11 protein-coding genes are annotated in these 14,227 nt (G+C 64.0%); 9 read left to right on the forward strand and 2 right to left on the reverse strand.

Going from position 1 to position 14,227, the window contains the following annotated elements:
* Positions 1–575 precede the first annotated feature (575 nt).
* From G503_RS15700 to G503_RS0110265, 9 genes are all read left to right on the forward strand, one after another.
* A complete protein-coding gene (locus G503_RS15700; protein WP_016309685.1) occupies positions 576–851 on the forward strand; it encodes a type II toxin-antitoxin system Phd/YefM family antitoxin in 276 nt (91 codons plus the stop codon).
* Complete coding sequence (locus G503_RS14790) at positions 826–1,179, forward strand: hypothetical protein (protein WP_022926530.1); 354 nt, start codon at positions 826–828, stop codon at positions 1,177–1,179. Before G503_RS15700 ends, G503_RS14790 begins: the two co-directional genes overlap by 26 nt.
* Before the next feature lie 496 nt (positions 1,180–1,675).
* The gene (gene rplM, locus G503_RS0110235; RefSeq protein WP_028027495.1) at positions 1,676–2,110 is read left to right on the forward strand and encodes a 50S ribosomal protein L13; all 435 of its coding nucleotides are present in this window, start codon (positions 1,676–1,678) and stop codon (positions 2,108–2,110) included.
* Between the two features lie 2 nt (positions 2,111–2,112).
* Entirely contained in the window at positions 2,113–2,505 is a 393-nt protein-coding gene (gene rpsI, locus G503_RS0110240; protein ID WP_028027496.1) for a 30S ribosomal protein S9, read from the forward strand.
* 454 nt (positions 2,506–2,959) lie between these two features.
* Positions 2,960–4,474 (forward strand): rhamnulokinase, encoded by a 1,515-nt coding sequence (locus G503_RS0110245; RefSeq protein WP_202805178.1) that lies wholly within the window; start codon positions 2,960–2,962, stop codon positions 4,472–4,474.
* Positions 4,475–4,762: 288 nt separating this feature from the next.
* Positions 4,763–6,016, forward strand: coding sequence for an L-rhamnose isomerase (locus tag G503_RS0110250; protein WP_028027498.1), 1,254 nt, complete (start codon positions 4,763–4,765; stop codon positions 6,014–6,016).
* Positions 6,017–6,028: 12 nt separating this feature from the next.
* Positions 6,029–6,961, forward strand: a complete 933-nt coding sequence (gene rhaD, locus G503_RS0110255) for a rhamnulose-1-phosphate aldolase (RefSeq protein WP_028027499.1) — start codon at positions 6,029–6,031, stop codon at positions 6,959–6,961.
* A gap of 18 nt (positions 6,962–6,979) precedes the next feature.
* Positions 6,980–8,338: an MFS transporter gene (locus G503_RS0110260; protein WP_035022846.1), complete on the forward strand. Its 1,359-nt coding sequence runs from the start codon at positions 6,980–6,982 to the stop codon at positions 8,336–8,338.
* A 407-nt stretch (positions 8,339–8,745) separates the two neighbouring features.
* A complete protein-coding gene (locus G503_RS0110265; protein ID WP_028027501.1) occupies positions 8,746–10,836 on the forward strand; it encodes a glutamine synthetase III family protein in 2,091 nt (696 codons plus the stop codon).
* 329 nt (positions 10,837–11,165) lie between these two features.
* Here G503_RS0110265 and G503_RS0110270 read toward each other — a convergent pair whose 3' ends face one another.
* Both G503_RS0110270 and G503_RS0110275 read right to left on the reverse strand, forming a co-directional pair.
* Positions 11,166–13,211, reverse strand: coding sequence for a tetratricopeptide repeat protein (locus G503_RS0110270; RefSeq protein ID WP_028027502.1), 2,046 nt, complete (start codon positions 13,209–13,211; stop codon positions 11,166–11,168).
* Between the two features lie 222 nt (positions 13,212–13,433).
* Positions 13,434–14,216, reverse strand: a complete 783-nt coding sequence (locus G503_RS0110275; protein WP_028027503.1) for a response regulator transcription factor — start codon at positions 14,214–14,216, stop codon at positions 13,434–13,436.
* Positions 14,217–14,227 lie beyond the last annotated feature (11 nt).

Raw genomic sequence — 14,227 nt, forward strand, 5'->3', positions numbered from 1 at the left:
TGGCCGACCTGTCGGTGATCCTCGGCCACGCGGACATCAACACCACCCTGAGGCGCTACGTGAGGCCCGGAGGGGCCGACGTGGCCCGCGGCATGGGGGCCGTGCCCTCGATCTGAAGCACTCCCCCGCCGCCCTGTCAAGCGACGCGCCCTGGGTGTCCCGTTTTCGGTCAGATTATTGGCTGTTTATTGGCTAAAGTTGTGAGAAGCTGCGAGAAATCCCAGGTCGTTTACAGCCAATAAATAGCCAATTTCACAATTCCTACATATTTCAAAAACGAAGAAAAAGCCCCTCTGACCAGGCAGGTTTCCGGTCAGAGGGGCCGATTTTCGTTGGTGGAGCCGCGGAGAATATAGTCTTCTACGGTTATCTGGCCGCACTCTTTTTCTGCGAGGTGAAGACCGGGCGTCGTGTCGCGGCCCTCGGCGTTGCAGTCCTCGCGGCGTTCAACCTCCTCCTCTGGGGAATGTGAACCTCCTGGTGCCCACATTGATCAAAATGTTATTTTATGTACATGAAAATGTACATAAAGATAGCTACAATGGGCCTATGATTGACGCGACAAGGAGGAGTCTATGACCGAGATGACCGCAACGGTAGCTGAGACGCGGGCGAACTTCTCGAAGATTGCCGCGACGGTGCGCGAGACCGGGCAGCCTGTGACCGTGTTCAAGAACTCGAAGCCCTGGGTACTGGTTGCGCCCATCGAGAGTGGTTACGGTGATCGCATTCCGCATATCGATTGGGCTGCTCAGGATGTAATTCGGGTGGATCCGGAAACTCGCCGGACCGTTTTGCCCGCTGATTGGGACAACGAAGAGGACGATGGGGTTTACGATGCCCTCGTGTGATCCGAAGCCTGGAGAAATCTGGCTCGCCTACGTGGAGTTTCTCGATCATCCCGGCATCGGCAAGGTTCGTCCGGTGTTCGTGATTGATGTTGAAAGCGAAATGTGCATTGCGATTGCCGCAAAGGTTACATCGAAGGATTTGAGCGCAGATGGATCGGGCAGGTGTGTTCCGATCATCGACTGGCGCGAGTGCGGGCTGCTTAAGCCGTCCTACCTGCGGATTGACCAAAAGCTTGAGGTTGCTTTCGAGAATCTTTTGCGCGATGAACCGCTGGGAACCTTATCCCCGGTGTATCTGGAGCTCGTTGTGGGGGCATTGAGCGCATAAGGTGCGCTGGCCGAACCAGCCATAAAGCCGACGAAGCTGCGAGAGGCATGTCCGTGAAGGTAAGGGCGGCCTTCGCCATCGTCGCAGCCTGCGCTAAGAGGGATCGGGTACCTGCGTCTGATGCGGCCGATCTCGACTCCATCAACGCTTACGTTGGCCCTCCTCGCGCCTCTCAGCGGGAAAGTTTTGACGATTGTGGGTATTCGTCGACCGCCTCCGTTGACATAAACGCGCTCGCGCGTGAAAATGCAAAAGTTCGCTTTCAAAAGCCCCGTAAACGCATGGGTTCAAGGAAACGCAACCGCCAAGGGTTGTCCAGGCCCGCGGCACCGCGTGCTGGCGTAGGAAACCGGCTTCCAAGGATCGTGCACTTTTGAAAACAAACACTCTGGAAGACGGTTCCGCGCCTCCAGGCAGCGCGGCCGCAAGGTCGCAACGCACGGAGAAGCGGAGGCTTCACCCGTCGGACAGAACCTGCAAGTTAATGGAGGAAACAGTGAAGACGTATTATGCAAAGCCCGGTGAGGTTGAGCGCGAATGGGTCATCATCGACGCTGAGGATCAGGTCCTCGGTCGCGTGGCTGCCCGCGCAGCTCAGATTCTGAAGGGCAAGCACAAGCCGCAGTACACCCCCCACGTGGACACGGGTGACTTTGTCATCATCATCAATGCTGACAAGATCAAGGTCACCGGCACCAAGGCTGCCACCAAGACCTACTATCGTCATAGCGGGTTCCCGGGTGGTCTCAAGCAGGAGACGTTCACCGAGGCCATGACCAAGCACCCCGAGCGCGTCATCGAGCATGCCGTCAAGGGCATGCTGCCGAAGAACACGCTGGGCCGCGCGATGGGCAAGAAGCTGAAGGTGTACGTTGGCGCTGAGCATCCCCATGCTGCTCAGAAGCCCCGCAAGATTGAGTTGGAGGGTTAATCATGGCAGATGAGGCTTTGTACTACGGCACTGGCCGCCGCAAGAACGCGGTGGCGCGCGTCCGTCTCGTTCCCGGCACCGGCAAGGTGACCATCAATGGCCGCGACGGCGAGGAGTACTTTGGTCGTGAGGCGCTGTTCAACTACGCGATGACCCCCTTCAAGGTGACCGATACCGCTGGTCACTTCGATGTGAAGGCTCGCATCGACGGCGGCGGCGTGTCTGGCCAGGCCGGCGCCCTGCGTCACGGCATCTCCCGCGCCCTGCTGGAGGCCGGCGACTACCGCGCCGAGCTGAAGAAGGCCGGCTTCCTGACCCGCGACGCCCGTGTGGTGGAGCGCAAGAAGTACGGTCTGAAGAAGGCCCGCAAGCGCCCGCAGTTCTCCAAGCGCTAAGTCGCAGCGAGATACAACCTGCAGAAAGCCCGCTGTTCGCAGCGGGTTTTTTGTGCCCGGGTGAGGAACGGGGGGTAGAGCGCGTTGCAGGGGGGGGTGTCACTATGGTTTTGTCAACCCCTTGACCGACTCGGCGCGACGGGACGATGAGGGGGCGCAATTGGAAAGGCGAGAGGGGGGATGCCAATAACTTGGCCGAAGGGGCGGGCTGCCTCGGGTCCAGCCAAAGGGCGCCGCGATTTCCTCACCTATAAAGTCATTGTTGTTGATTTGTTACAGGGGGTTGCCTGTTTGCCGTTGTGGAGGTTAGGGTCCCCGCTTGCTGGTACACTGTCCCGCGCATTGTTGGACGGTGCGTTTCGCCCGTTCAAAGCTGATAAATTTGCTCATTATTAGACGGGTTGCGACCCTCGCGCATAGCGGCGGCCGTCTGGCCCGTAGATAGGAAGGGGCTATGGGGCAGTCCGCGGGTCTTCCCATGACCGATTGCTACGCGGCGGTGGATATCGGGGCATCGTCGGGGCGTGTGGTGGTGGGGTATCTGGAAGAGGGGCTCATCCGCCTTCAGGAGGTCCATCGCTTCGACAACCGCCAGGTGCGCCGCGACGGCCACGATTGCTGGGATCTCGATCTGCTCTCGAGCGAGCTTCTGCGTGGCCTGGCCCGCTGCAAGGAGGCCGGCTTCGCGCCCAAGACCGTGGGCATCGACACCTGGGGCGTCGATTTCGTGCTGCTGGATGCCGCCGACAACCTGGTAGGTGATGCCGTGGCCTACCGCGACGGTCGCACGGCGGGCATGTACGCGGTGGCCGACGCCATCATGGCCCCCGAGGAGCTGTACCGTCACTGCGGTCTGCAGCGGCAGCCCTTCAACACCATCTACCAGCTGCTGGCCCTGCAGCGGGAACACCCCGAGCAGCTGGAGGCGGCGGCCACCTTCCTTATGATTCCCGACTACCTGAACTTCCTGCTCACGGGCCAAAAGGCGGTGGAATATACCAACGCTTCCACCACGGGCCTGCTGAACGCGGAAACCGGCGCCTGGGACGAGGCGGTTATGGCCGCCTTCGCCATCCCGCGGCGGCTGTTTCCCAACGTGACCCATGCCGGTGCCAGCCTGGGGCCGGTGCTGCCCGAGGTGGCCGAGGTCATCGGCTACGAGCCGCGCGTGGTGCTGCCGGCTACCCATGACACGGGCAGCGCCTATTTGGCCGTGCCGGCCTGCGAGCTGCCGGCGGTGTTCCTCTCGTCGGGCACGTGGAGCCTGCTGGGGGTGGAGAACCGCAGCCCCATCTGCTCCGAGGGCGCCTACCGCGCGAACTTCACCAACGAGGGCGGCTACCATTTCCGTTACCGCTTCCTGAAGAACATCATGGGGCTGTGGATGATCCAGTCCATCCGCCGCGAGCTGAACGGCATCACCTACGTGGTGGACGAGAAGGCCATCCGCAAGGGCCGCTTGCACCAGTACGTGCGCGTCGAGGGGCTCGGCCACGAGGTAGACTTCCCCGATCTGATCAAGGCGGCCGATGAGGCCGAGGCGGCGGGCGTGACCGCCTCCATCGTGAACGTGAACGACGATCGGTTTCTCGCGCCCGATTCTATGATCGAGGAGATTTGCGCGGCCTGCGACGAGTCGGGCCAGTCGGTGCCCCAGACGCTGGGCGAGCTGATGCTCTGCGTGTACGAGAGCCTGGTGAGCTGCTATCGTGACGCCGTGGACGAGCTGGCCTCGCTGGCGGGTCACGACTACGCCTCCATCAACATCGTCGGCGGCGGTTGCCGCGACGGCCACCTGAACCGCCGCACGGCCGAGGCTTGCGGCATCCCCGTGTACGCCGGTCCTGTGGAGGGCACCGCTCTTGGTAACCTAGCCGTGCAAATGCTCGCCGACGGCGTGTTCCCGCACCTGAAAGCCGTGCGAGCTGCCATTGCGGAAAGCTTCGAAGTCACGAAAGTGGAGCCATGATTCCGGGTGGTTTCGCCGTGCGTTTGGCGGCCGCGCGCTCGGCAGCCTGCGGGAGCGCTCGGGTGCCTGCAGGATCGTGCGGCTGGGTGCCCGCAGGAGCAGGCGGTGACAGAATGAGGCGTTCTATTGCAGGAAAGTCGAGATATATAGCATTTTGAAGGGAAAAAGAGCGGTGGAAAACGCTACATAAGTCGAAAAAGATGCAATTCCGCTTATGCGAATGCTATATACCTCGATTTTTCCGCACCCGCAAGTAGTTTCTTGATATGGCAATAGAAAGGAAACCCGATGACTACCATGTACGAACTGGCGAAAGAGGAGTATGCGGCCCTCGGTATCGACACCGAGGCCGTGATGGCGAAGCTGGCGGGAAAGCCCATCTCGGTGCACTGCTGGCAGGGCGACGATGTGCTCGGCTTCGATCAGGTGGGCGGTCTGTCCGGCGGCATCCAGACCACGGGCAACTACCCCGGCCGCGCTCGCAGCTTCGAAGAGCTCACGGCCGACTTCGAGGCCGCCATGAGCCTCGTGCCCGGTGCCAAGCGCATCAACCTGCACGCGAGCTACGCCGTGTTCACCGACGAGAACCCCTGGGTCGACCGCGATGCGCTGGAGTACAAGCACTTCGAACCCTGGGTGGCCTGGGCGAAGGCGCACGGCTTCGGCATCGACTTCAACCCCACCATCTTCGGGCATCCCATGATGAACAACGAGCTGTCGCTGTCCTCGCCCGACGCGGCCACGCGCGACTTCTGGATTCGCCACTGCAAGGCCTGCCGCAAGATCTCCCAGCAGATCGCTGAGGCGCTCGATGACGAGACGCTCTGCAACATCTGGATTCCCGACGGCCTGAAGGACGTGCCGGCCGACCGCTACGGGCTGCGCGAGCGCCTGCGCGATTCGCTGGACGCCATCTATGCCGAGCGCTATGACCGCGTGATCGATTCCTGCGAGTCGAAGGTGTTCGGTATCGGGCTGGAATCGATGACGGTGGGCTCCAACGAGTTCTACCTGGCCTACTCCGCCACTCATCCCGGCGTGTACGACTTGCTTGACCTGGGGCACTTCCACCCGACCGAGAACGTGGCCGACAAGTTGAGCGCGCTTTTGCTGTTCTTCGACAAGGTGCCGCTGCACGTGACGCGCCCCATCCGCTGGGATTCCGACCACGTGGTGCTGTTCGACGACCCGGTGAAGGAGATGGCCATGGAAGTGGCCCACTGCCCCGGTGCTTGGGAGAAGGTCATCATCGGGCTGGACTTCTTCGACGCCTCCATCAACCGCGTGGGCGCCTGGGCCATCGGCACCCGCGCCATGGAGAAATCGCTGCTGTACGCGCTTTTGCAGCCGGCGGCTCAGCTGAAGGAGATGCAGGACACCTACCGCTTCACCGAGAAGATGGCCCTGGCCGAGCAGGCGAAGTCCATGCCCTTCGGCGCCGTGTGGGACGAGTACTGCCGCCGCGCGGGCTGTCCCACCGATGGCGAGGTGTATCCTCTCGTTGCCGCCTACGAGGCGAAGATTCTGCCGACCCGACAGTAAGAGGAGCAACCAATGGCATTTATCGATCAGGCACAGGATTTGTTGGCGAAGGGGGCCAGCGCGGCCCGCGGGGCGGTGTCGGGCGTGGCGGTGGAGCAGCTCGGCTTCGTGCGCGGCTTCGTGCGCCTGTGCGGCGACGGCTGGGGCCAGGGCTGGCACGAGCGCAACGGCGGTAACCTCACCTACCGCATGACCGAGGCCGACACAAGCGCCGCCCGCCCCTTCTTCAGCCCGGAGCCGGGCCCGTGGGTGCCCATGGGCGTTGAGGCCGCCGATTTGGGCGGGGCCTTCTTCCTCACCACCGGCTCGGGGCGCTACATGCGCAACGTGGCCGCTGATCCGGCCCATAACATCGGCATCGTGGAGATCAACCCGGCCGGCAGCGCCTGGCGCATCGTGTGGGGCCTCACCGACGGCGGCCGTCCCACCTCGGAATTCCCGAGCCACTTCATGTGCCACGCCGTGCGCATGCGGGCGACGGGCGGGGCGTCGCGGGTGCTGTACCACGCGCACCCGAACAACGTCATCGCCATGACCTTCGTGCTGCCCCTGGAATCGCGCACCTTCACCCGGGCGCTGTGGAAGGCCATGACCGAGTGTGTGGTGGTGTTCCCCGGCGGCGTGGGCGTGGTGCCGTGGATGGTGCCGGGCGGCGCTGACATCGCGCGAGAGACCGCGGCCATGATGGAGACCTTCGACGCCGTCATCTGGGCCCAGCACGGTCTGTTCGCCTCCGGCCCCGACTTCGACACTACCTTCGGGCTCATGCATACCGTGGAGAAGGCCGCCGACATCTACGTGCGTGCCCGTTGTATGAACGGGGGCTCCGACGACTTCATGAACACTATCACCGACGACGGCCTGCGCGCCATCGGCCGCGAGTTCAACATCAAGATCAACGAGGCCATGCTGGGCTTCCCCGCGGCCTCGGAGGGCAACAGCTAAGAAAGGTTCATAACGGTTATGGCACTGTCTCAAGAGAAAAAAGGCACCATCGCGGTCTCGATGACCAACTTCCTCGACTCGGGCTGCATCGTGGCCTCGGCTGTGGCGCTGGCCGCCTGGGCCATCGCCTTCAACTTCGACCACGTGTGGGTGTCCATCTTAGGCGCCGTGGGTGCGAACGCCTTCGGCGCGGCCGTAGGTGCGCTCATCGGCGGCTTTCTGGCCGATCGATTCGGCCGCAAATTCATCTACACCTACAACCTGCTCGTGTACGCAGCGGGCGTGTTCATCATCATGTGCGCGGTGAACCTGCCCATGCTGTGCATCGGCATCGTCGTCTCGGGCCTGTCCGTGGGTGCCGGCGTGCCCTCGTCGTGGAGCTACATCTCCGAGATGTCCTCCTCCACGAGCCGCGCCGCCAACATCGGCATCAGCCAGTTCGCCTGGTCCTGCGGCCCGGCGGCCATCTTCCTCATCGCGCTTCTGTTTTCGTTCGTGTTCCCCACGTTCGGGCCCGACGGCGCGCTGTTGCCCGCGGGCACCTACGGGCCCTTCGACGGCCTGTTCGGTATGCGCTTGCTGTTCCTCATCCTGTTCGTGGTGGCGCTCATCGCCTGGAACCTGCAGCGCAAGTTGGAGGAGTCGAAGGACTGGACCGAGAAGCAGGGTGCGGCCGGCCCGCGCGATACGTTCGTGGCCATGATGCGCCGGGCGCTGACGAACTCCGTGAACGTGAAGTCCATCGTGTTTCTGGTGGCGGTATACCTGACCTGGAATATTGTGGCCGGCACCATGGGCCAGTTCATGCCCTACATGTACGCGGCCGCCGGCAATCTGGACGACACCACCATCTCGCTTCTGCAGGCGGTCATGTGGATCCTCACGGCGGTGGGGTCGCTTGCCATCTTCTCGAAGTTCGGCGACCGCATCCCGCACCGCATCCTGTTCGCGGCCACGGCCCTTATGGCCCTGGCGGCCTGGGCGGTCATGGTGTTCTTCGGCACGCAGCTGCAAGCGGGCACGGCTGATGCGTGGGGCTGGCTGCTGTGGGTGTTCGTGGCGCTGTGGGGTATCTCGGCCGGCTTCTCGGCCCAGTGCTTCTACGCCCTGTGGTCCACCGAGCTGTTCCCCACGCTGTACCGCGGCGGCGTGCAGGGCATCATGTTCTTCCTGGTGCGCGGTGTTTTGGGCATCTGGTCGCTCGTGGCGGTGGCGGGCCTCGGCGTGGAGACGCCCGCGGGCTTCGTGACGGCCGGCATCATCATGTGCGGCTTTCTGCTGGTGTCGCTCGTGGTGGGTGTCGCGTGGTGCCCCAACACCCAGGGTCGCACCTTGGACGAGATCACCGAGGAGCGTTACGGCAAGCATATCGACTAAGCCGCGCTCGTCCCTCGCGTAATTGCAAAACGGCCCCGCATTGTCGGGGCCGTTTTGCGTGGGCGTCCGTGCTCCTTCCCGCAATATGGCGTTGCTGGAGCCGCTTTTGCTGTCTGGCGCGACAAAAAGTGCGGTTGAGCGAGTCTGCCGAGCCTGTAAAGGGAAGAAAAGTGCGATTGAGCGAGTTTTGTCCGGCCCAAGGCTCGCCCAACCGTGCTTTTTGTCGTTGAAAACCACCCTATGATCGCGCAGCGCGCTTGCTCGGGTTGCACTGGCTTCCTTTTTGCCGGTCGAAAACCTCCCGAAACTATGCGCCGTTAGTTTGGTAAACCGTCGGCCCGTCTCGTCGCCGGCCCCGCAACGTGGTATCTTTGTCCGATCATCGACCGAGTGAGGAGCGACCCGTTATGTCGAAAGTGACCGATCTGTACGGTTCCATGGTGTTCAACGAGCACACCATGCAGGAGCGCCTGCCTTCCGCCACCTACAAGCAGCTCATGCGCACCATCAAGGGCGGCGAGCCGCTCGACATCGACGTGGCAAATGTGGTGGCCCATGCCATGAAGGAATGGGCCATCGAGAAGGGCGCCACCCACTTCACCCACTGGTTCCAGCCGCTGACGGGCATCACCTCGGAGAAGCACGACAGCTTCATCGATCCCACCCCCGACGGCCGCGCCATCATGACCTTCTCGGGCAAGGAGCTCATCCAGGGCGAGCCGGACGCCTCCAGCTTCCCCTCGGGCGGCCTGCGCGCCACCTTCGAGGCCCGCGGCTACACCGCGTGGGATCCCACCTCCTACGCCTTCATCAAAGATGAGGTGCTGTGTATCCCCACCGCCTTCTGCAGCTACACCGGCGAGGCGCTGGACAAGAAGACCCCGCTTCTGCGCTCCATGAAGGCCATCGAGATTCAGGCCAAGCGCGTGCTGGCCCTGTTCGGCGAGGCCGGCGAGCGCGTGACCACCACGCTCGGTGCCGAGCAGGAGTACTTCCTCATCTCCGAAAAGGACTACGAGCAGCGCCTCGACCTCATGCTCACGGGCCGCACCCTGTTCGGCTATTCCCCCTGCAAGGGTCAGGAGCTGGAGGAGCACTACTTCGGCGCCATCCGTCCCACGGTGAACGAGTTCATGAAAGAGCTCGACGACGAGCTGTGGGCGCTGGGCGTATCGGCCCGCACCAAGCACAACGAGGTGGCCCCGGCCCAGCACGAGCTGGCGCCCATCTTCGCGGAGACGAACCGCGGCGTAGACGAGAACCTGCTCACCATGGAGAAGATGAAGCTTCTGGCCAGCCACTACGGTCTCGTGTGCCTGCAGCACGAGAAGCCCTTCGAGTTCATCAACGGAAGCGGCAAGCACAATAACTGGTCCATCTCCGCCGACGGCAAGAACCTGTTCGATCCCGGCGAGAATCCCATGGAGAACCTACGCTTCCTGGTGTTTCTCACCTGCGTGATCGAGGCTGTGGACGAGTACCAGGAGCTTTTGCGCATGTCGGCTGCCAGCGCTGGCAACGACCATCGCCTGGGGGCCAATGAGGCGCCGCCGGCCATCGTGTCCATGTTCCTCGGCGACGAGCTGGGGGCCATCGTGGAGGCGCTTGTGGACGAGCACGACTACACCTCGGCCGAGCGCGTGTCCATGGACCTCGGCGTGGACGTGCTGCCGAACTTCATCAAGGACAACACCGACCGCAACCGCACGAGCCCCTTCGCCTTCACCGGCAACAAGTTCGAGTTCCGCATGCCCGGTTCCGCCCAGAACCTGTCGGACGTGAACATGGTGCTGAACACGGCCATGGCCAAATCGCTCAAGGGTTTCGCCGATGTCATGGAGGGCAAGACCGGCGATGCGTTCGAGGCCGCGGCCATCGACTACATCAAGCGGACCCTGCGCGATCACGAGCGCATCATCTTCAACGGCGACGGCTATTCTGCCGAGTGGGAGGCCGAGGCAGCCCGTCGGGGCCTGGCCAACCACCGTACCACGGCCGAAGCGCTGCCCTGCTATGTGTCGCCGAAGTCCATCGCGCTGTTCGCCGAGTTCGGCGTGCTCACCGAGACTGAGGTGCGCAGCCGCTACGAGGTGAAGCTGGAGAAGTACAACAAGATCATGAACATCGAGTGCCGGGTGATGAAGCGTCTCGTGCGCCGCGATTACCTGCCCGCCATCAACCGCTATGCGGCGAAGCTTGCCAACGGCATCGCTGCTATCCGCGGCGTGCTGCCCGATGGCGACACCTCGTTTATGGAGGACAAGCTGCGCCGCCTGGTGGCGGGCGCCGCCGAGATCAACCGCCAGCTGGAGAAACTGCACAGCCTGCACCGCGCCTCGGTGGAGATAGCCGATCAGCAGGAGCGGGCCAACATGAACGCCCACGAGATCGTGCCGGTGATGGACGCTTTGCGCCACGCCGTGGACGAGATGGAGATCATCGTCGAGCGCGAGGCCTGGCCCGTGCCCACCTACAACGAGATTCTGTTTTATGCGTAGTTAGAAGCTTTTCGCTTCTAACTACGCCTGACGCTGCGGGTCCGACAGGCACCTGGCCTTGACCCTTGTTTTGGGCACGGCGCGGCACGAAGGCCGCTTGGCCCAAAGGCGGGCCAATTCCAGGCACCTGTCGGACCCTCGCTGACTTCCTTGGGCGCATTCCGGGGACAAAAGAAGGTAATATATAGAGGGAGTCCTCCTGATGCGGGCTCCCTCGTTTTAGTGTAGGGGCGGCCTTGAGGCCGCCCGCGAGTGGATTGCGTTTGCCGGGCGGGCTGAAGCCCGCCCCTACGGAGGTACTGGGGCTGAAGGCCGTCCCTGCGTCTTCCCTACACCCCCTGGCGCAAGCTGGCAGCTACCGCGTGCAAGATGTCGTTGCGCTGGGTGTTAGCGACGAGGCTGGCCAGCGGGGCGGCGGCCAGAGGCATGTTCTGATCGCACAGCAGCACCAGGGCGCGGCCCACCACCTCCATCACATCGTCCAAGGGCGCCAGCGGCACGCCGGCGGTGCGCAGGCAGGCCGTGGGGTCCCAGTCGTTGCCGGGCACCTTGTTGCCCATCTCGCTGATGAGATCGTTGCGCTCGCGCAGGGCGGCTTCGCCCATGGCGCTGGCCTCGGGCACGCGCAGGTAGCAGGCCAGGGCCTCGGGCAAACGGCCGGTCTGCCAGTAGGCGAAGGCTAGGCGATAGAATACATAGGAGATGTCGTTGCCGGTCACGGCTACGCGCAGCGCGTCCTTCGCCACTTCGATGATGCGGTCGTAGTGGTCGCCCTCGGCATAGCAGGTGATGAGGTCGTTGAAGGCCGGGGCGCTCGTGGGGGCCAGGTCGATGCACATGCGGGCCTGGGCCTCAGCGGCGTCCAGATCGCCCATGTCGCGGTAGATGCGCGACAGCGACGACCGGGCCGCTTGGCCGATGTCGGACAGACGCTGATAGCGCACGGCAGGATCGCTTTCCACGACGCTCGTGAGGTAGCGGGCGAAGACGTTCTCGCAGTACAGCGGCTTCACGGTGACGCCGGCCTCGCGCAGGGCGCGCGCGGCCTCCTCTTCCTCGGTGGCCTTGGTCGTTTCGGCCACGATGTCCTCCAGCTGGGCCACGGCCAAAAGCAGGGAATCGTCGCGCTCTTCCATGATGGCGCGGTAACGGGCGGCCAGGTCGGCGTCCTGCTCGCTCATCACATCCAGGTCGCGCACCACGTCGGCGTGCAACAGGCCGCGCAGCTCGTCGGACAGGGGACGGTCGTCTTCCGCCACAGGGGTGCGTACCACGTTCAGGGCCACTTCCACCGGCTCCACGGATTGCAGCACGCCGTCGTTCTCATCCAGGTTGATAGCGTGGTTCTGCAGATGCAGCATATCGAAGAGGGCTGCCGGATCGCATTCGGTCTCAGGCGCGCTGAAGCGACCGTCGCGGATGGCGGTCATGGTGCCCATGGTGAAGGGGATGCGGGCGAACTCCAGCGACATGATGGTGGCGCCGGCGATGGAGCCCTCCTTCCCGTTCACGATGACGCGGGTGATGCCCACCGAAGAGCCGAAAGCGGCCGAGGCGATGAGCGCGGCCAAGCGCAGCCCGTAGGCTGCGGCGGCACCGGGGCGCTGGGCGGACACGTCGACCCACTGGCCGGCGGCCTCGTCGAAGCGCGACTTGGGGAATACGTCGGGCGCGGGCATGGACACGTCGGCCACGATGGTGCCGGTGCCGGAGTCGCAGACGAAGCGGTACTCGAGGCGGAAGGGGAGCACCATCTCCTCGCAGGCGGCGGCGAAGCGCGTGGACAGATCCCAGTTGCCGCCGCGGATGCCCGTGGTGCCGTACTGGGCGTTCAACTTGTTGTCGTGGTCGGCGGCGCCGAGGTAGTGGCTGGCGTCGTTGGCGATGGAGCGCAGCACGCGCCAGTCGGCCTCGCTGCACTGGCCTTCCGTGAAGGCGTTCGCCGGCACCGCGCCGTTATCGTCCTCCATGATCGCCGAGATCATGGCCAAACGATCGAGCACCGACTCGATGCGCAAGATGGTGCCGCGCGCGCCGGCGCTGATGGTGCTGTCGTCGAAGACCGACCAGAACAGGTTGGTGGTGTTCAGGCGGCGCAGCTCCACCGGGTGCTCCACGGCGATGGCGCGCAGGCTCGGCGCCTCGGCATCGGACAGAAGTCGGGCGGCATAGGCCTCGAAGCCCGAGGCGGGGCTGGCGGCATCGGCCATGGACACGCGGAACAGCAGGCCGTCCACGGCGTCGGGCAGCGGCGTGGCGGTGAAGTCGCCCAACACGTCGCGGGTGGTCTTGTCGCTGGGGCCCGGGGCGGCGTCTCCCTGCGCCGCGGCGTCGTCGGAGCCCTTCTGATTCTTCTTGCGGAAAAAGTCAAACACGGTGTGCTCCCTCCCATGGGGAAGTCAAGTAGTCAAGTTGTACTATTGTCCCACATCGCGAAGCCGAGCGAAAGGGAAGTGGTTGCGAAAACACCGTAAACCTCGCAGGGCGTTATGGCGGGCGCTGCGGCGGCTGCGTCGCAGGGAGGCGAGTCGCGCGACGCGGCCGGCGCGCGGGGGTGGACGGCCGGAAAGCGCCGCTCGGCTCGCGCGGGCCGTCGCTCAGGCGCCGGCCAGTTTGAAGCCCATGCCCCACACCGTTTGGATGTAGCCGTCGGTGCCCGTGGGCTTCAGCTTGCGGCGCAAGTTCGACACGTGCACGTTCACCGTGGAGTCTTCCACGGAATAGGGCTCGCCCCAGGCCAGTTCGAACAGCTCCTGCTTGGTGAACACCTTCTGCGGCCGTGCCATGAGCAGCTCCAAGATGTTGAACTCGGTGCGCGTGAGGGCCACCTCGGCGCCGCCCACGGTAAGCGTGCGCGCGTCCTGGTTCAAGGTCCAGGCGCGGAAGTGGAGCAGGCGCTCGGGGAAGGCGACGGCGTCGGGGCCGGCTGTTCCCGCCGCCGGCGCCCCGGCTGTGAGGCTCGTCCCCGCCATGGCGCCCGCGCCCGCCCCCTCGCCGCCTGCGCTCCGGGCGTGATGGCGGCGCTGCACGGCCACACGGGCCGACAACTCGTCCAGGTCGAAGGGCTTGGTCAGGTAGTCGTCGGCGCCCAGTTCCAGCAAGGCGATCTTGTCGGCGGGGGTGATGCGGGCCGAGATGACGATGATGGGCAGGGCGGCATCGGTGCGGCGAATGGCGCGCACCACTTCTTCCCCGGCCGCACCCGGCAGCATGAGGTCGGTGATGACCAGGTCGAACGGGTGCTGGGCGGCTTGCAGGGTGCCCTCGGTACCCGAGAAGGCCGCCGTGCAGCGATGACCCTGGCGCTCCAAATGGGCGCAGACCACCTCGTTGATAGAGGGGTCGTCCTCGATCACCAAAATGTTCAGTGGCGTTTCCATCGGTCGCGCTG

This window comes from Adlercreutzia mucosicola DSM 19490 (assembly GCF_000422625.1).
GTDB classification, from domain to species: Bacteria; Actinomycetota; Coriobacteriia; order Coriobacteriales; family Eggerthellaceae; genus Adlercreutzia; species Adlercreutzia mucosicola.